Source organism: Rugamonas sp. GW822-FHT03B10, from assembly GCF_058801745.1.
On record NZ_JBXANP010000018.1, the window covers coordinates 22,326 to 39,793 of the forward strand.

14 protein-coding genes are annotated in these 17,468 nt (G+C 62.5%); 1 reads left to right on the top strand and 13 read right to left on the bottom strand.

Features of this window, described 5'->3' with window-relative positions; genetic code table 11:
• Window positions 1-101 precede the first annotated feature (101 nt).
• Complete coding sequence (locus AC1RQG_RS22550) at window positions 102-332, top strand: hypothetical protein (protein WP_493134749.1); 231 nt, start codon at window positions 102-104, stop codon at window positions 330-332.
• On the opposite strand, the gene AC1RQG_RS22555 is transcribed toward AC1RQG_RS22550, so the two are convergent.
• The 13 genes from AC1RQG_RS22555 to AC1RQG_RS22615 all read right to left on the bottom strand — a co-directional run bounded on the left by AC1RQG_RS22555 (window position 267) and on the right by AC1RQG_RS22615 (window position 17,399).
• A complete protein-coding gene (locus AC1RQG_RS22555) occupies window positions 267-2,453 on the bottom strand; it encodes a glucosaminidase domain-containing protein (protein WP_493134750.1) in 2,187 nt (728 codons plus the stop codon). The two genes, AC1RQG_RS22550 and AC1RQG_RS22555, sit on opposite strands and share 66 nt — an antisense overlap.
• Window positions 2,453-4,618, bottom strand: coding sequence for a hypothetical protein (locus tag AC1RQG_RS22560; protein ID WP_493134752.1), 2,166 nt, complete (start codon window positions 4,616-4,618; stop codon window positions 2,453-2,455). The genes AC1RQG_RS22555 and AC1RQG_RS22560 overlap by 1 nt, the downstream gene beginning before the upstream one ends.
• A gap of 2 nt (window positions 4,619-4,620) precedes the next feature.
• Entirely contained in the window at window positions 4,621-6,636 is a 2,016-nt protein-coding gene (locus AC1RQG_RS22565; RefSeq protein WP_493134754.1) for a hypothetical protein, read from the bottom strand.
• Between the two features lie 242 nt (window positions 6,637-6,878).
• The gene (locus AC1RQG_RS22570; RefSeq protein ID WP_493134756.1) at window positions 6,879-8,555 is read right to left on the bottom strand and encodes a hypothetical protein; all 1,677 of its coding nucleotides are present in this window, start codon (window positions 8,553-8,555) and stop codon (window positions 6,879-6,881) included.
• Window positions 8,552-10,990, bottom strand: a complete 2,439-nt coding sequence (locus AC1RQG_RS22575) for a discoidin domain-containing protein (protein WP_493134758.1) — start codon at window positions 10,988-10,990, stop codon at window positions 8,552-8,554. The genes AC1RQG_RS22570 and AC1RQG_RS22575 overlap by 4 nt, the downstream gene beginning before the upstream one ends.
• A gap of 13 nt (window positions 10,991-11,003) precedes the next feature.
• Window positions 11,004-11,774 carry a hypothetical protein gene (locus tag AC1RQG_RS22580; protein ID WP_493134760.1) on the bottom strand — a complete coding sequence of 257 codons (771 nt, stop codon included), beginning with the start codon at window positions 11,772-11,774 and terminating at the stop codon, window positions 11,004-11,006.
• A gap of 83 nt (window positions 11,775-11,857) precedes the next feature.
• On the bottom strand, window positions 11,858-13,060 hold the full coding sequence (locus AC1RQG_RS22585; protein ID WP_493134762.1) for a hypothetical protein: 1,203 nt from the start codon (window positions 13,058-13,060) through the stop codon (window positions 11,858-11,860).
• Between the two features lie 3 nt (window positions 13,061-13,063).
• The gene (locus AC1RQG_RS22590; RefSeq protein WP_493134764.1) at window positions 13,064-13,735 is read right to left on the bottom strand and encodes a phage adaptor protein; all 672 of its coding nucleotides are present in this window, start codon (window positions 13,733-13,735) and stop codon (window positions 13,064-13,066) included.
• Window positions 13,732-14,094: a hypothetical protein gene (locus AC1RQG_RS22595; RefSeq protein ID WP_493134766.1), complete on the bottom strand. Its 363-nt coding sequence runs from the start codon at window positions 14,092-14,094 to the stop codon at window positions 13,732-13,734. Before AC1RQG_RS22595 ends, AC1RQG_RS22590 begins: the two co-directional genes overlap by 4 nt.
• A 2-nt stretch (window positions 14,095-14,096) precedes the next feature.
• Window positions 14,097-14,471, bottom strand: a complete 375-nt coding sequence (gene gp10, locus AC1RQG_RS22600) for a capsid staple protein (protein WP_493134768.1) — start codon at window positions 14,469-14,471, stop codon at window positions 14,097-14,099.
• A 45-nt stretch (window positions 14,472-14,516) separates the two neighbouring features.
• Window positions 14,517-14,993 carry a hypothetical protein gene (locus AC1RQG_RS22605; RefSeq protein WP_493134770.1) on the bottom strand — a complete coding sequence of 159 codons (477 nt, stop codon included), beginning with the start codon at window positions 14,991-14,993 and terminating at the stop codon, window positions 14,517-14,519.
• Window positions 14,994-15,047: 54 nt separating this feature from the next.
• Window positions 15,048-16,355 (bottom strand): phage capsid family protein, encoded by a 1,308-nt coding sequence (locus AC1RQG_RS22610; protein WP_493134772.1) that lies wholly within the window; start codon window positions 16,353-16,355, stop codon window positions 15,048-15,050.
• Between the two features lie 57 nt (window positions 16,356-16,412).
• On the bottom strand, window positions 16,413-17,399 hold the full coding sequence (locus AC1RQG_RS22615) for a hypothetical protein (RefSeq protein WP_493134774.1): 987 nt from the start codon (window positions 17,397-17,399) through the stop codon (window positions 16,413-16,415).
• Window positions 17,400-17,468 lie beyond the last annotated feature (69 nt).

Below are 17,468 nucleotides of genomic sequence, written 5' to 3' on the forward strand. Positions count from 1 at the left end.
ATAAAAAAACCCGCCGAAGCGGGTAAATGGTTGGGAATATCCTGATGGATGGACTATTCTTGTTGGTGCTGTTTAAAACGAAAACCTATTGGAGAATACAATTGGATACCACCCCGTTCTGGGTCATGGCCCTGCGGCCATTGATGCTGATCTTCATCGTCATCCCGTTCCTGCAAGGCTGCGTCAAGCTGACGCGCCGGTATGCGCCGCCCAAGCTCAGGTCGATCCTGCTTTATAAGCTGTGGACGGCGGATCACGAGAAGGAATCACTGAGCCGGCTTCCGGCGAATCCCGCCAACAGCGGTAAGCGCGCTGACCGGCGCAAGCGATGATGCGTGGTTGGCGATCGCTTTGGCGATTGGCTGCGCTATGTCTGGGCGATTGCTGACGCCTGCCCGCAGAAGCGACTGAACCGGCTTAGCGTAAGCGCCGGCGCCAACGGTCAGGCCAATTGGAATCCCAGGGTGGGCAAAATAAGCCCCCGCAGCGCCGGCATTCAAACCCAGGCGCAAAGCTGCGCGCCCGGCGGTCCCACTATCAGGGTAGTTGTTGCCAAGCACGTTTTGCCCAGCGTTTCCAAGGTCTTGCATCAGCGCAGTTCCGCGCGCGACGGCGCGACCGCGAATGCTGTCATCCGCGCTTTGTACGGCGCCATTCAGTTGTCCGGGTGTGAAAATGCCGGTATTGTTTTTCCCGACCTTCGCTGCCTGCTCCACGCGCACCAGATTTGCCCATCCAGCATCGGCGGCGTTCAGTTGCTGCGCCACCTGAGGGTTCGACCGCATCATCTGTTGCTTCAGTAGGCTTTGCAGTTGAGCGATCACATCGCCATACTCTGACTCGGACGCCACCTGCGACTTTCCGAATTTCGATGCGATGTTGCCAAGTTCGCTGTCGATCGTCTTGTAGGTATCGCCCAGCATCGAGCCCTGCGGCGAGACGCGACCCACGATCAGGTCATTGACCGTCTTGTTGAACTTGGCGCGCATGCTCGGCACAAGGTTCTGCGCCATGCCCTGCAGTTGCCCCATGTCGGCATGGAATTGCGGATCGAGCGTGACGTGCTGCACCTTGGACAACGCGTTCTCGTAACTCGAACTGAGCGCGTCGCCGGCGGCCTTGACCGCATCCTGCCCGGCGCCATTGATCTTGACGCCGATCGGCGCCGTGGCGCGATTGATTGCCGCATTGTTAAACTGATCCTTGGCCCGGTTACGCGCCGCCGTGATGGCATCGCCCATGATTGGAACGCTTTGGAGCTTTTGCTCCATGGTATTCCACGCGCCGCCCAGCGTCTGCCCAATCGTCGGCTGCACGCCTTCGGACTTCAAGAGTGCCAGGTCTGCATTGGTGGATGCGTTCGGGCTCACCACCCGCGAGACGCCCTTGCCGATACCGTATCCTATGCCGCCGCCCACGGTGCCGGCGACAGTGTTGCCCAGCACCGATTCGCCGGTGGCGGTCGGACTGGCTGCACCGAGCAGGCCGCCGGTTATCATGGAGCCGGCCAATCCTTGCGCACCGGGAACAAGCCCGGTGGCCAGTGCCGGCGCGGCATTGCCAGCGAAGTTTCCAACCCTCCCGCCGCCGGTACTCATGATAGGCGCATCCAGGCGGCGCTTCTCGTCCACATCGGCTTGTGTTGGCAGACCTAGCGTGTCGGCGAGCGATTTACCACCCTGCGGCGGCGCGACCGTTTCAATGGCGCCGCGCAGGCGCTGGCCGACGCCCTGCCCCAGGTCGGTAAAGGCCTTGCCGACGCCGATCGCTGCGTTTTGCAGGAAGGAATTGCCGTCTGCCACATTGGGATCGATTGTGGCAGTCGCTGCGGCTGGCTTCGCGGCAGCCGGCGCCGCCGGCGCGTCGAACTGATCAAATGGATTGGGAGTCTGCGACGTGGCCGCATTGGCCGAAGGCATGATCGCGCTGGTCATGGCGTTTGCCGCGCGCAGCAACGGATTTCTTGCCCTGCTGGCCATGTTTGCAGCCGCTGTCACTTTCGATGCATACCGTGGATCTTGTGCGTAGCCGCCTGCCGCGAGCGCGCCGGCGAACTTCGCCGCGTCATCGCCGGCGCCGACCGCGCCCTGATACTTGCGACTGACCAGATCGGCGTAGTGGTCCGCGAAGTCGTTGGGCGTGGCGAACGATCGATACTTGTCCTGGCTGCCGGTGGCGTTGTCGGTGGCCGATACCCCGCTGCCGGTCATGTCCTTGATGTTGCCAAGGTTGTTCGTTCCTGGAACGATGGATTTACCCCACCCAGTCTCAAGACCCCACTGTCCCAGCAGAACATGAGGCGAAACGCCGAGCTTTGCGCCGGCGCGCGCGGCTGCATCGCCGTAAGTGCTGGAGAAGTCCTGCGGCGTGCCGGCGCGAGCCGCCGGCGCCGATGGCTTTGCCGGAGCGGGAGTTGCGGCAGGAGCATCAAACTGATCGAATGGATTTGCCATTATTTCCCCAATATCGAGGCGGCTGCGCCGGCCCCATACTTCTCGTCAAATCGAGCGCGCAATTCAGGATGCGCTTGCAGGTGTGCCTTGGCAGTCGAGGGCGGCCCAGACTTAGGTGCTGTGTTGGATGGCGTGGCGGGAGCCGGCGTTTTTGTCTTATCCTGCGGCTCCCCCGCACTCAACTTATCAAACGCCGCCTGATTTTCCTTCGATAGGATTTGCAGGGGTGCGGCCTGCGGCCCCATGCCACGCACATACTTGTCGTTGATGGCGTCCATACGCCCCTTCAGAAGTCCCAAAGCTGCCTCGATGGTCGCCTTTTGAGCGGCTGGCGTAGTGTCAGTAGAGAAACTTTTCTTCCAGTCGTCAATCTCTCCTTGCGACATGCCGGATGAGCGGAATACCTTTGCCATCTCGCCCGCCACGCCCTTTGCGTCGGTTTCCACGGCTGCAGAATTCTTTTGGATTTCCGTATCACCTCGTTGGTTTCCGAACCAGTTGGCAAATGCGTTCCAGGCTGGAACTCTTCCATTATCCAGCGCCTTCATGTGCTCATTCAGGTGGACAAGGTGAGCTATCGCCGTGTTCAGGGACTTGATGTTCTCGGCGTCCACGCCGGCCTTCATGCTCGACTGGAGCTTGGCGCGCGCGTTCATATCCTTCACGTCAAAACTCGGATCGGCCTGCGCGACCTGAGCCATCAGGCCGGGATTTTTCGCAAGGATGAAAGGCGAAACCTGCATCCCGCCTCCGATGATCGATTTGACGAGCGCGGCGCGGTTCGGTTGCAGCGTTTTCAAGTAGTCGTCGCCGGACAAGCCTTGCGTGGATGCTGCGCCGGCGCCGCCCGGTGCGGTTGGGTCGCCCATGCCCTGCGTGACCATCTCGCTACGAATCTTGGCATCAGTCTGCGCCTTCAGCGGGTCAGCTTGGTTGAGAGCGTTCTGCTGGCGCGCGGCGAGGAAGCCGCTGATTGCGGTCGGGCCGGCATTGGCGACCTCCTGCGGGATTTCTTCCATCGGCGCGCCGTCCTTGCCCGGCACGGCGGTCGTCTGATCCAGCCCGCGAATGATCTGCACCGGACCGGCGTCCTGACTCGCCTTTTGGGCTTGCTCGTTGAATGCCTGCACGTCGGCAGGCAGGGGCTGGTGGGTATCCAGTTGCGTCTGCGTGCCGTCCTTGTTCGTGACGAGCGCCCCGCTGCCGCCATCTGCGCCCTGCGCGGCGCCATAGGTGATGAAGGAGATTGGATTGGGGTTGAAGCCATCAGGCGGAGTGGCGGCTGGTGGTTCGCTCGCGGGCGGCGGCGCCTCGCTTGCGCTGGCCTGTGGCATCTGCTCGGCCGCCGCCTGAGCCTGGATGCGCTGCAGGCCATCGACATACTCCGGCGACGGCGCGGCGGCCTGCGGGGCGGCCTCTGCGGCGGCCGGCGGGCTGGCTGACTGCGGAATGGTTGCTGCGGCGGCGGTCGGGGTGACTCCCTGGCGCGCGCCAAGTTGCGGTGCGCCGGCCGCTTGCGCCTGTTCCGCGTAACTGCGGCCCAGCCCGATGTGACTGGCGGCGTTGTCCAGCCACGAGGCGCCGGGCACGTTTTTGTCGATCCACGTGCCAGGGGTATCGCCAGGATCGACCGCGCGCAGAGCTTGATCAACAATCATGCCGACGCCAGCTCCCCTTGCCAGTCTTCCAGCCAGACCGGCGGCGCGGGCCAGTGGGCCGGCGGCGGCTTCCGGAGCTGCTGCGGCTGCTGCTGGAGCGCCAGCACCTGGCGTTGGCGCGCCAAGGCGAGGTGCTTGCTCGGGGGTGTACATGGGGGCCTGTCGCGCAGGGAGATTGGCGCCTGGGCCACCAATGGCCGGCGTTCCCTCGGGCGTGTAAAGCGGAGCCTGCATGGCGGGAACTCGGGACGGCGCGCCAAGCGAAGGAACCGGCCGCCCGGCACCCAACTGCGGCGCACCTTCCGGCGTGTACAACGGCGCCTGAACTGCTGGCACTGGCGCCGGGCCACCGATCTGCAGCGGAGCCTTTGGCGCGCCGAGCTGCCGCATCTGCTCTTGCGTGTACGTGCGCAGCCCTTCGGTCGGCACCTGCGGCCGCACAGTCGGAGCTCCGCCAGGAACCGCGACATTGCCGCCACGGCGGATCAGTTCATCAGTGCTTGCCATGTTTATTCCTTATGAGTCGTGATGTCGCTGCCGCTGTCGCTCGCCGTGAAGTTGGCGGAGGTCGAGTGCGAATTGCTGCTTGCGTTGCTGCTGCTGTTCGACGTCGAGTTGACCGACGAATCGCTGCTCGACTTGCTGCTCGAGTTGCTGGATGCGTTGGACGAGCTATTGGACGAGCTGTTGCTCGACACGTTGGACGAACTGTTCGAAGTCGAGTTCGAAGTCGAGTTCGACGCGCTGTTCGAGGAGCTGTTCGAGTCGGACGAGGAAATCGAGGCGTGCACGCTGCGTGCCGACAGCGCGGCGGCGGCCAACTGGCCCGACAACTGCCCGGCCGCGCGCAGGGATGCTTGCGCCGTCTCGGATGCTGACACCGCCAGCTTCAGATTCGCTTCGCCGGCCTGCAGGGCAAGCTGCGCCTGACTGGTGTACACGGCCGTCGTCGCCTTCACGACCTCCACGGCTGCCTTGGTGTGCTCGTTTTTCACTTCCTCGGTGGCGGCGAACGCTTTCACACGGGTTTCAAACACGGTTGCCACGGAGCGTAGGCGGTCGCTCTCGGCCTGGATGCCGGCCTGATAGCTCGCCACTTGGCTCTTGAACACTTCGAGCGGAAACTCGGCCGTCTGCTTGAAATTCAGGTTGGCCTCGCCGAGTTTTGCGTTGACCAGCGTGCCGTAAGCCTCGATCCGGCTCTTGTAGGCGCCAACCTGCTCACCGAACATCTGCACTTTGGTCAATTCGGACTTCACGCGCGTTCCGTAGGCTTCGTATTCGGTGGCCTTGGCCTTCACTTGGCTGTCGTAGCCTTGGAGCTGCGCCGTGTAGATGCCGACGCGCTGCTGCTGCACTTCGATTTGGACCTTGGCCGCCGCGACGCGGGTCGCGTACACGTCGACAATCGCCTTCACCGCCTCGATCTGGCCGGTGTACTGCTGCACCATCTGCGTATTGAGCTCGCCGATCAGCTTTTGGCCTTCCAGCGTGGCCTTGTAGATGTCGAGCTGCGCCAGCGCCTCCTGCAGGCGAACCTTGAACACCTCGGCGCGCGCGCTGAATGCCTGGATGTCGGCTTGGTAGAGTTGCACCTGGGCGTTGAAGATCTGGATAACGGCTTCGAACGTGAATTTTTGCGCGTCCAGCGCGCGGGTTTGCACTTGGTTGAACAGGTCGATCAGGTGCGATTCTAGCTGTATAGCGGCGTTGAAGGCAAACTGGAAATTGCTCTGCTCGAGCTCGGCCTGCTTGATCATCACATCGCGGCTCAGTGCCGCATCGGCGTCCATGCTGTCCTGCAGCGCCTGCTGGATGATGCGCAGCAGCGTGCCGCCCGGGATCTTGAAGCCGCGCGAGGCAAACAGGCGGGTCGCCTCATCGACTCCGCGCTGCGTGGTGATGGCCTGACGGTCGCGCGCGCGATTCCAGATGGCCGCCTCGACGCCTGGGCTTAGCCCCGTCGACATGCCGTTGACCAGATCAACCAGTCGGCTGTTCATGGTGCTGAGCAACTGGGTATCATAGGCGACTTCGCTGTACGAGAAGCCGGCGGCCGGCGCCACAGGGGCATCGGGCAGCGTATCCGTGAACTGCGGCAAGTCCAGCACCGGGACGCTCGGCAGATTCAGGCCAAGCATCGTCGGCACACTCGGCAGCACGAAGCCTGGCTCGACCGGCATCGAGATCGCGTCCAGTTCTGGCGCCGCCGGCACGACGGCCGACAGCGGGTCGGGCAGCGGAATGTCGATCAGCATCGGGGCCGCGACATCGAACACTGGTTCGTCGGACACCGATAGGATCGGCGGCGCAGGGATCGTTGGCGCGCTCGGCGCGAGCGGGAACACCGACACCAAGTCGGCAGGCTCGGCCGGCGCGGCGCCGATCGTATCGAGCGTGACGCTCGGGACTGGGATCGACGGCATGGTGAGCAGCGGCAGGGACATGGAGAACCCGCCCAGCCGCGTGATTGCCTGCAACGCCGAAGCCTGCGCGGTCTGCGCCAGCGATTCCGAGCTGGCCATGTACTCCGAAACTACGCTATTCGCCCTGCCATCAATCCACGGGGCGGCGTCAGCAGGGCTTGCTGGGTCAGCGGCCGGTGCAGGAGTGGCAATCGGCGCGGCATTGACTGCTGCCACCTCCTGCGCTGGCGGGGATGGCGGCGCGGCAGGGGCGGCTGGTGCCGGGCCGACGTTCGCCGTATTGAGTGATGGATGGTAGCCCATTGATTGCCTCTAAAATACTTCCGCTTGCGGCGGGATTATTAAACGTCGTGCTCGATTTTCCAGAGATCGATCTCTGTCGTGTTTGTGGCTACCGATGTCGCCCAGCCGCGCGTAGTGCCTGGGATCAAGTCAAGCAGCGTGAGTTTTGCCTTCTCACGGCCTAAATCCCACATGGCAGGCAGGCTGTTGGTATCGTTCTGCGCGCTGCCGACGATCACCTCGCCATCGTCCGAAACGTCGTATGCGCTGGTCCAGTCGCCAAGGGAAACCACCTGATTCAAGCCATCCAGATACCAGCCGTTCGGCGTGTTGCTGTCGTAGATTTGATACGTTGTGGTGACGATTGTGACCCCGTCCGTAGGCGTGATGTGCTGGACAAGGACTCTTGTCATCAATGGCCCGGAATTGCTATTCCCGGCGATTGTTTGCGAATCGTTGGCGATGGCTGTCGCGTCACCGTCTGCGACATATGTGCAAGCCGGGGTGCCGACATTCCACATGAAAGCCGTCTGCGGAGACAGTGGATTGAATAGAAGTGGGTGCTGGTCTGGCGGGCTGATTCCATGATCGTAGTCGATATGAAATATAGTCTCCACCATGTCCAAGTGGGTGGAATACCCAACCACGAGTCCATCATCTGTGACGCTTACCGGCATACTTTGGTCGCCACTCCACAGGGGGCCGGATAAGCCCGGTTGAACTGCGGCCGGATCGCCATCAATTTGAATGCCGTATGGGGTGGTAATTGTGCCCGGAATGGGAATCTCAGCAAGCTCACCATCGACCCATACCGCGCCGACATAGACTTGCTGCGGATCGCGCCGAAGCACCGTCCCCACGATATATCTGCCGTTCGGCGAGATGCTTGGACTGACATCGTAGCGGAGCAAATTCACGCGCGTAGGTGTCGTCGGAACACTGATATCCGGCACCCCAAGGCCTAGGTCTGGCAATATCTCAAACCCTTTTGGCTCAGTCCAGCGCCACGCGTTGAATGAGTTGTCTCCGTTCCTGCTAATGCCACAGATTACCGAGCCATCATCAGATACATCGGTCGCAACCGCGTAATTATCATCGCCAACCGGGCCAAGCGTGCGCATGCCGTTTGACTCATCCCAACGGAAAGCCTGCGTGCCGCCGGCGCCGCGCGAGTATCCGACAACTACCGTCCCATCAGATGAGATCGACAATGCCTCGCCGGTCGTGCAGTCCTTCAGGTTGCCAAGGTCGATCGCGTATTTTGCAAATCCCCATACGGTCGGGTGCAGATTTGTGCCGTCGTCGCATGAGCCGCAAATCAGCACGCCCGGGTATTCCACTTTCAGCGATTCGGCCACCCTCTTTCCGACGACTTCTGACGTCCCCTCTTTCGATGTAGTGGAGGAGGATTCGGCAGTCGCAGTCTCCTCTTGCGATTCTGTCGATGCCGATGCTGCGGTCGTCTGCGATGCGGCCGTGATCCGCATGGAGTCGTGCCCGTCGTTCGTGAAGACCTCGATCAGCGTCCCGTCCGGCAATTCGCGCTGCATATGGTAATAGCCACCCGGCTCACCGTTGGCGATGCGCTCATTCACTCCGTGGATAGTCCGCATGGTGCCGATCATGCTGCGCGCAATCGTCATGTAGGCCTTGGCCTTCTCCTCGTCGCCGGAGAACTGCTTGTAGGCCCAGCCGGACGAGATCGGCTCGTTAAGAACCAAATCCTTCTCGTTCATGCCGTGCGCCGCGACAAGGGCTGGACATCGAGCGTCACGGCATCCATGGCGAACGCGGAGCCGGTTTTGTTGGCCAGCTTCCATTGCCAGTAGCGGCCCTGGATGCCGCGCCCCAGCTTCACGCGGCTTGCGTGCGTATGATCGAGCTGTCGCGGTGCGAGCTGATAGATGAACTCGTGGTGCTGGTCGGTGATCATCGTCATTTCCATGTCGCCGTCGGCCCGGTAGCCGACGTAGGCGCACAGCACGCGCTTGTACTGTTCAGACTTCAAATCCGACACGCCGCCAGCCACCATGGCATCGATCGGCGCGCCGTCGTCGCTGTCGCCGATCAGAGCCACGATGCCGGAAGCGGTCGCAGCCAGCGTCACACCACCGAAGTTCGCCAAGCTGTTGATGCCAAGCCCGGCATACGTGCTCGCGGCCTTGGTCTGCGTGTTCAGCACGACACTGGTGAAGACTGGCGCCGGCACGGCCGATTGCATGACCGCCTCGACAGACAGCAGTGGGAGTGCGATGGAAGCCGTGCCGATGGCATCCGCGAAGCCGTCGGCCGAGATCGCCATCAGCGGCAGGGTCAATGTGCCGGTGCAGATGTTGCCGGCGGCGGCGCTTGCGCTGACGGCTGCTGGCGAAAGCGTGACCGAGCCGCTTATGACAGCACTCGAATCGCCGGCCGCGCTGATAGACCATTCTGCAAGTTCGATCTGGCCGTCTGCGATCCCGTCAGCGTAGGCGATGGCGCCATCGGCTACCGCGACTAGACGGGTCAGAGCAACGTCGCCGGCTCCGATGTTGCCAGCGATCGCCACGCCGGCCGCATCGATCGACGGAAGGATGATGTCACCTTCCGGGCCACCCTCGGCGCTCAGCAGCGGCAGCGACACGGAACCAATGCCGATCCCGCCCGCCAGGCACGCACCGGCGGCGTCCATCGTGGCCATACTGATGTCGGACACGGCCACGGCGCCGCTGATCATATCGCCGGCCGCGTCCAGTTCAGGCAGCGCCAGCGGCGGCTCCATCGAGCCGCCGGGATTCATGGTCATGCTCTGCATGCGCGCCACGCCGATAGACACGGAGCCGGACACGCCAGTCGCCGACAGCGTCATCAACGGCAGCGGCAGCGGCCCTTCCAGCGAACCTTCCAGCGTCGGTGGCGCGATTGCCAAGTCGCCGCCGGCCGACATCTGGTGCGGATATCCGGTAGCGCTGACCGTAGCGGACGGCAGGGTGATAGCGCCGTAACCGTCGTTGACGAAGATAACGCCATCAAGCGACAGTTCACTGATAGACATTTCGATGCCAACCAACGTGTTATCCGGGACGCTCAGCAAGCCAGCTTCCGTCGGCTCAAGCAGGGTGACATCGCCGTCATTGCTGGGTGGCGGTGGAAGCGTAAAGGCGCGCGCCTCGGAATACGACCATGCCGTCTGACTGGACTGGGTATCGGCAACCACCCAGCTTGTGGCGTCCCAATATTCCAGCGTCCAGTCCTTCGCCTGTTGATTGACGCCGTTGAATGGTGGGTGGCTGGGTGCGGTGATGACGTACTCGGCGACTGCGAACGGCGAGTTGAACTCGTATTGCAGCCAGCCAGTCGTGTTCCCACTGGCCGTCAGCCAGCCGGTATTGACCGTGTTGTCGCATGCCTGCTCGGCGCCGTAGCTATTGCCGTATGGCGGCGCGTCCGGGGCCTTGTTGGTGGATGCGGTTGCTGTGCCTTCCGCCGTCGTCACATTAAAATCGACGTCATAGCCCTTGTTGACGACGCCAGCGCCAAATGTGGCGGCTTGCGCCCGATAGTAACCGTCGGAAACGTATGCGATCAGGCCATCCGGGCCGGCGGCGTATGCACTTGACTCGAAGTCAACCCGCGCCACGTTGGGCGATGCGGATGCGAACGTGACTTCCCATACCGTATTGGCCGCACCGCCTGGATCAGTGTCCTGCGCGAACATCTCCAAGCGGATGCGGAAGGTCGTGCCGCTGTTTTCGGCGCCAGCATACAGAGCCTTGAAGCCGCTGAAGCCTGAATCGGCGCCTGGGCTGTGGATGATGCTCGGGAAGCCCTTCGGTAGGTTTTCTACTTGGAAATAGTCATAGCCGTAGGTAGCACCGTTCTCGCCAAACGAAATCTGGCCGTCCGACGTGACGACGCACGTGGAATACGACACGCCGCCGAGAATGACGGGGAAGGAAAACGTGATCTGATGCCACGAATACGCCTCGAAGGCGGAAACGATGGGCGTGAGCGATGCCGCGCCCAGGATGTTGGCCGCGCCTGTGTTCGTCGCTGAAACTGTGAAGAAATCACGGACGAATGGACGCGCGACCCCGGCGGTGGAGCGCAATTCCAAGCCGCCAATGCCGACGAAATTGGTGTCGCCATTGTTGGCCGTGACGTTTAAGCGCCACTTGGTCGGGGTCGTCATGCTTCAGGCTCCGTTACAGCGTGGGCAGCGTGATCGGGAAGGAACTGATCGTCTGCGTGGCACCGGATGCGATGGTGGTGCTCGACATGTTCAACTGCGCGCCGCTGGTGCTGATCGCGCCATCCATGCGGAACTGGCTCTCGGTGGAGTCCAGGATGCCAGAATCGGCCACCGAGCCGACGAAGCGGAACCAGCCGGCAGTGCCGGACGCGCCGGCGACGCCGGACCAGGCCTGCGATGCCAGTTTTGGTAGGATGCCGCCGGCCGCGTAGCCCAGTTTCAGGCCATTGACGGACGACACGCCGCCCGACATGGCTGCATAGGTCGCGGTCATGGTGGTCAGCGTGCCGGCCACCACGAACGTGTTGGGCGCCGATCCGGAGCCGCGCTTGGCGCTGATCGTGACGACGGCACCGGACGACGTGGCGGTGTATTCCGGGCTGGACTCGCTGTTATTGATGGCGACAGCCAGGTCGGCAGCCGTTTGCGTCAGCGTCGAGTTGAACGGAACGGAGGCATCCAGAATGCCGACGCCATCGACCGTCACCGCGTCGACCGAACCGGACGAGCCGGACAGGGTCATGGTGCCGGTTGCTAGAACCTCGTTGGTCAGGGCGCCGGATGCGGCTGTGATGGTCGCCAGCAGCGTGCCGGTGGGTGCGGCGTCGGCCGTGGCGGGCTGTGCGCCGGTGTAGATCAGGATCTGGCCGCCGGTCAGTGCTTCCTTGACCGAGCCGCCGGACAGGCAGAAATTGCGGATCGCCGTGGATAAGCGGAGCGTCATGTGTTTCTCCAAGAAAAAGCCCCGCAAACGCTGGGCGAAAAAAACCCGCCGAAGCGGGTGCAGGGACTGCGTGTGAAATTGCGTTAGGACATGAATAAGAGGTATTGGCTCAGCGTGGAGAAGGAACGGAAGCACGCCGCGCCGAATGCGGAAGTTGGGAAGCGGTAGCGCTCATACGTCAGGTTGATCGCAACGCCATCCTCGCGGCCGAAGAAGATGCCCATATCGGTTGCGAACAGCGCGCCCTGCTGGCTGGTCATGGACTGGTCGCCTGTCACAGCGAAGCCGTCCGCGATCACAGCCGAGCGCGCGACGGCGGCAGCCTCCACCACACTTGTCAGCACGAGGTCTTCCAGGCGGTCGCCGGCGGCGAAATACACCTGCTTCTCGGTGCCGATGAACAGGCCGTGTTCGACGCCGATCACAAACCGGATCGTGCTGCCGTCGATCGCCAGGTAGTCGCGGCGGTCGCAGTGCTCATACCCGAGCGCGGCGGTGGCGAATAGGAACGCGCCGTCGGCGATGAAGATGCGGCCACGGTAGGTCGTCATGGACTGGCCTGCCGGCGGCGCATCGAGCCACTGTGTATTGAGCGGCAGCGACGAGCGCAGCGTTGTTACGTCGGCCGTGCCGCCCACTTGCGCGGTGCCGGCGCGGTACAGCGTTTCGCCGTTCGGCTCGCTGATGTACACGCAGACCCGGCTGATGTCGGGATCGGTAGGAGTCGCCCATGAGACGCGCACGCCGGAAGCATCTGGTAGTGCGATCTGTGCCGACATGCCGGCGCCCGACTCCTGGCCATCGGTGCGCAGGTAGGTCAAGGCGATCTGGTACGTACCGACTGGCAACGTGCCGCTGATTGGCAGAAGGCCTGCCGTTTCCGGCATCTCCATGCCCCAACTGCGGTTGAATCCGTCGGCGATGACGCCGGTTTGAGCGCCGTTGCTCCAGTAGATGCGCCCGCCGGCCTCAACGTAGCTGTTGGGCAGATCGGCGGTCAGGCCAGTGGCAAGCGTCGTGCTGGTGAAATCTGGCGCCAGGCGCATCAGGGACTGTCCCTGCACGTAGAAGCAATAGTCGCCCTGCGCCCACAGCGAATGCGCGGCGCCGGCAACCTGCAGCGTGGAGCCGGCGCGGCGCGCGATCTGGCCGCTGTTGTCGATGTCGACGTTGACGGCGGCCGACAGGTCGCAGCTTGGGTTATCGCGCGATGGCAGCGAATGCAGCCGCTCGGCCGGCAGCGTGTTGCGGATGCCGGCGAAGGAATTGAAGGTGACGTCGGTCATGGCTTACCAGATCGCGCGGTTTCGGTGCGGCCGGTTGGCCTGCTGGCGCTTGCGCAGATCGGCATTTGGCCGGCTGCCGAAATACTTCTCGAAGGCGGCCTCAGCGAGCGCCGACTTGTCCGGGTTCAGCGTCTCCGTGTCCGGCTTCTGGTAGGCGCGGTGCAGCACCCATTGCACCAGATGCCGGTGGTGCTTGGCGACGATCTCCGGCGTGTCCTCGTCGGCGGCCATCGACTCCATCGGCAGGCGGTACACTTCCAGGTTGATCGTGTAGGAGGCGTCAGGGATGCAGTCAACCTCCATGTGGTCGTCATACTGGATGATCGCTGTCGGGCGGTAGGTCTGCGAGCGCCAGTACGGCCGGACTTGATCCAGCTCGTCCGGCGATGTCTTAGCCAGGCGGTACGGGAACATCTGGGCGGCGCCGGCGTAGACCATGCTCGCGTAAGCGATCTCGATGATGCGCGGATCGAGCGGATAGGTCGTCGTCGGGTTGGAAATGGCGATCTGGCAGATGTCAGTGTTGGCCTTCTCGCGGATCAGCCGGGCGCGGATGCACGCTTCGTCCTCGGCCTCGTTGAACCACCGGATCAGGTCGTCGTCGGACCACAGATACGGCTCGACCCGGTCATCAGCATCGGCTCGGAACGACTGGATCAGGTCGGCAAGGTTCATGGCAGGCCGTATTGGTCGGTGAGTTGGACCGCGTAGGCGCGCAGATTGGCGACCGAGAGGCGCATGTCAACGCTGCGGTTGAAATTGTTCTTGACGAACGTCTGCACGCCCTCTTTTTCGAGCGTGGCGATCATGTCGTAGGTTTCCTGCAGCTTGTCAGGCTCGGGCGCCTTTTCTGGCACCACAACGGCCTTCACGGCGGCTTTCTCGTCGCTCTTGACGTAGACGTCAGGATGGCGCAGCATCTTGCGCGCCAATTCCTTGTCGATGTTCTTCGTCTCGCCCTCTTTCCAGTCGCCAGTCTTGTAGATCAGATCGGTGTGGTTGGGGCGCGGCGAGATGCATTTGATTGGGACCATGCTTACCTCATCATCTTGGCGAGATTGGAGGCGCGAGCCTTGTCGAACGGCGCCCGTTCAGCCTTCTCGACGGCAGGCGACTCCTTGGCTTCCTCGGCCGAGTCGTCGGTTTCCAGCTTCAGGTGCGTGATCTGGATACGCATGCTGGTGCGTTCGCCGTTTTCGGACGCCGTTTTCGATGCGCTCGTGACCTTGCCGGTCGCGGTGATCGAGTATTCGTCGCCAACTTCCGGAAGTTCGGTGATGCCAAGCTTTTTGAGTTGTTCGGTGTCGAACGACAGCTCCAGGCCATACGGATATGGACTTTGCTTGTACGAAACGGTGTTCTCTTTCTTCGCCACCGCCGGCGAATTCTTCATGTGGACGAGGTTGGCCATTGCCGCTCCTTGAATCGGCGGGGCCGAAACCCCGCCGGTGCTGCGTTAGATGCCAGCGTTGATGCCTTCGACAATCACATCCAGGATGCCGGCCGATGCGTGTGCGGCGCCGCCGATGGTCAGGACGAGGTACGCATCCTTGGGCAGTTGCAGCGGAGCCTTGACGCCGGTCTTGCGCGACACGCTGGTGGCGTCCGTGGCCTTGGCCGAGACGAAGTAGGCGGCGTCCTGCGCGGCGGTGGTGTCATCCACGCCATCGCAGTACAGGAAGCCCACGCTCGCCGTGGTGGAGGCCGTGAACGCATCGGAGATGATCAGCAGCATGTCGTGCATGATCAGGCCGGCGGGCAGGATGCCCAGGCGCACCACGTCGCCGGACTGCACGGCGGTAGCCAGGTCGCTGTTCTGGTCGATGCCAGAAGCGTCCGTGGTGAAGTTGTATTGCGATTTCCAGGCATTGCCGAATGGCGTGCCGCCCATGCGCTGCTGGGTGGACATGCCGTTGGTGTTGATGGTGGTCATTTGATGCTCCTATTCGGGTGAGATTGGCCGCACCATTAGGCGCGGCCGTTCTGATTAGATGCCTGGCAGCGTCACGGCGGTGTCGATGGCGACCACGCCGAAATCGGTGTATTCCGACTGCGCACCCATGTCCATCAGGAACTGGATCTTGGAGCGGCCGTTCACCATGCCCGCCAGAATCTCCAGGCGGGCGCCGTGGTCCATGATCTCTTCCGAGTAGAACATCGGCACGCCGTCTTCCGACGTTTCACCGGCCTTGTTCTGCAGCTTGGCCTTGCCCAGCGCCTCGCCCAGCGCTTGAGCGCCCAGCAGCAGCGCGCGGTCGACCGCGAACGAGGTGCCGAATGCGGCCGGCACGAGGTCGGTGGTGGTTTCGGTCAGGCTGGTGGCGCTGGCGCAGTGGTTGATTGGCTGACCGGCGAAGAAGCGGATCGGCTTGGGCATCTTGACGATCAGGATGCCGTTCCAGAGGCCGGCATCGCCCAGCATCAGCGGGTTCTGCTTGGCCATGGCGGCGCGGGCGGTCGACTGCGCCTGCAGCGCGCGGAACACGCCCGAACGCAGGAAGGCGGTGTACTGCTCGCTCGACACCAGCAGAACGCGCAGCGGGCTGTCCTCGGCCATCTCGTCGCCGTCGAACTTCACGGCGCCGGGTGCGAAGGCCACACCGTCCAGCCAGGTACGCAGCGAGTCAAGCACATCCATGCTCATCTGGTCGGTGGTCTGGATGTTGATGGCGTTGCCGGTTGCCGTGACCTTGGCGATGTTACCGCCAGATGCGACGAAGTGGCGGTTGTGCGAAGGCGCCTTGACCGGGTTGATCATGATCTTGGCGAACGACGGGTCGGAGGCCAGCGGGATCACCCATTCGCCGTTGTTGGCGAAGCCGCGCGCGCCGGCAAGGTGCACCAGCGTGCGCTGGTCTTCCAGGCGCGACAGGTAGCCGAAGGCCTCAGCGGTGGCCAAGCCCTTCAGTTGGTGCAGCGTGCGCTGTTGCGACATGACCGAGCCGGCCGAGATCGGCTTGCGGGTGATGTCGATGCGCAGACCGTCCTGTGCGAACGACATCGCGTCGCCCAGGCCTTGTGCGTAGGCGTCGCCCATGATTGGCGCGCCGCCGACGTGGTTCACCAGGTCGAAGGTGATGCGATCGCCGGCGAACTTGGTCAAGTCCATGTTACGCACGATCGGGTAATCGGTGCTGGACTGGATGCGCAGGCGGTTTTCCGCATCCTTCTGTTGCGGCATTTCGCCGACGAGGCGGTTCAGGATCGTCTTGCGCTGCATGGTGGCAGCGAACAGGCCGACCGACTGGCGCAGCATGGAAATCAGGCTGCCAAACGGAACGTTGGTAGAGGACATTTAAAGCTCCAGTTAAAGGATTGCGCCGTCATCCCGACGGTGCGTGCTGCTTGTGGGTTATGCGACCCTGGAGAGCAAATCCAATATCTGCTTTGGCGATTTCCCGTGCATCTTCGTGAGAAGCTGCGTCGAGTTCATCTTCTCCATCGCTTCCATTTCGTCCACCGGCGTGATGGTGCCGGACGGAACATCGGATAGGCTGGTCGGGGTCTTGCCTTTGGCTTTGGCGACGTTCGCCGCTGCCTGCGCTGCTATTTCGGCCTTGGAAGGTGCGACTGCGACGGGTATTTCGGGGGCTTTTGGAAGTGATGCCTTGAAGGCGTTGAGGAGTTCGATGACCTGGGCGGAAGTCCCGTTTTCGAGCACGGCCTTGTACTGGTCGCGCACAAACGAGGGCTGCACATCCATCCACTTGCCCAGCTCTGGTTTTTCCAGAATCTGATCGGTGTCGGGGTGCGCGTCGTAGATGGCTTTGAAGTGGGTTGCCGTTGCCGCTTCCGCCGCCGCCTTCTGCATCGGGGCTAGCGCTTCCGCAAACTCAGCTTTGAGCGCCGCAGTGGTTTCCGCGACACGCTGGGCTACCAGCTTTTCCACACCATCTTTCAGGGCCTTGTCCGAGTAGTCGCCGAATGGTGCCTCGGGTTCTGCGGGCGCGACCTTGGCAGCTTTCGCCGCTTCGACTTCTGCTTTCAGGGCTGCGACCTGCGCGGCTGCGTCGGCTGCATCCTTCTCTGCCTTCTTGGCGGCCTCGCGGGCGTCGATCAGCTCCGAATAAGGAATGGTGTGTTTGCCATCCTTGGTCAGAACGACCGGCTCGTCTTCGACTTTCGTCTCGACTGCCTTTGGTGCCTCTTCCTTGATTTCTGGATCAGTGACGAGGACTGGCGCTTCCTCGTTTTCCGATATGACCGGGGCCACTTCGGTATCGCCATATTTAACAGTCTCGCCTCGTGCAAGCGCTTGAATCTGTTCGTCTGTCAGAGCGTCGTATGCCTGTTGATCACCGAGAAAATCGGCGATCCCGTACTCGTTGCCTGCGTCCATCGTGCCATTCTCCATTTACCGGAGCCAATCACGTCATCCCGACGTTATCAGTAGCGGTCCGCATATCGC

Coding starts and splice junctions, on each gene's coding strand:
- AC1RQG_RS22605 (WP_493134770.1), bottom strand. CDS start 14,993: ATGACCACCATCAACACCAACGGCATGTCCACCCAGCAGCGCATGGGC.
- AC1RQG_RS22575 (WP_493134758.1), bottom strand. CDS start 10,990: ATGACGACCCCGACCAAGTGGCGCTTAAACGTCACGGCCAACAATGGC.
- AC1RQG_RS22565 (WP_493134754.1), bottom strand. CDS start 6,636: ATGGCCAGCTCGGAATCGCTGGCGCAGACCGCGCAGGCTTCGGCGTTG.
- AC1RQG_RS22585 (WP_493134762.1), bottom strand. CDS start 13,060: ATGACCGACGTCACCTTCAATTCCTTCGCCGGCATCCGCAACACGCTG.
- gp10 (WP_493134768.1), bottom strand. CDS start 14,471: ATGGCCAACCTCGTCCACATGAAGAATTCGCCGGCGGTGGCGAAGAAA.
- AC1RQG_RS22595 (WP_493134766.1), bottom strand. CDS start 14,094: ATGGTCCCAATCAAATGCATCTCGCCGCGCCCCAACCACACCGATCTG.
- AC1RQG_RS22615 (WP_493134774.1), bottom strand. CDS start 17,399: ATGGACGCAGGCAACGAGTACGGGATCGCCGATTTTCTCGGTGATCAA.
- AC1RQG_RS22580 (WP_493134760.1), bottom strand. CDS start 11,774: ATGACGCTCCGCTTATCCACGGCGATCCGCAATTTCTGCCTGTCCGGC.
- AC1RQG_RS22560 (WP_493134752.1), bottom strand. CDS start 4,618: ATGGCAAGCACTGATGAACTGATCCGCCGTGGCGGCAATGTCGCGGTT.
- AC1RQG_RS22610 (WP_493134772.1), bottom strand. CDS start 16,355: ATGTCCTCTACCAACGTTCCGTTTGGCAGCCTGATTTCCATGCTGCGC.
- AC1RQG_RS22570 (WP_493134756.1), bottom strand. CDS start 8,555: ATGAACGAGAAGGATTTGGTTCTTAACGAGCCGATCTCGTCCGGCTGG.
- AC1RQG_RS22590 (WP_493134764.1), bottom strand. CDS start 13,735: ATGAACCTTGCCGACCTGATCCAGTCGTTCCGAGCCGATGCTGATGAC.
- AC1RQG_RS22555 (WP_493134750.1), bottom strand. CDS start 2,453: ATGGCAAATCCATTCGATCAGTTTGATGCTCCTGCCGCAACTCCCGCT.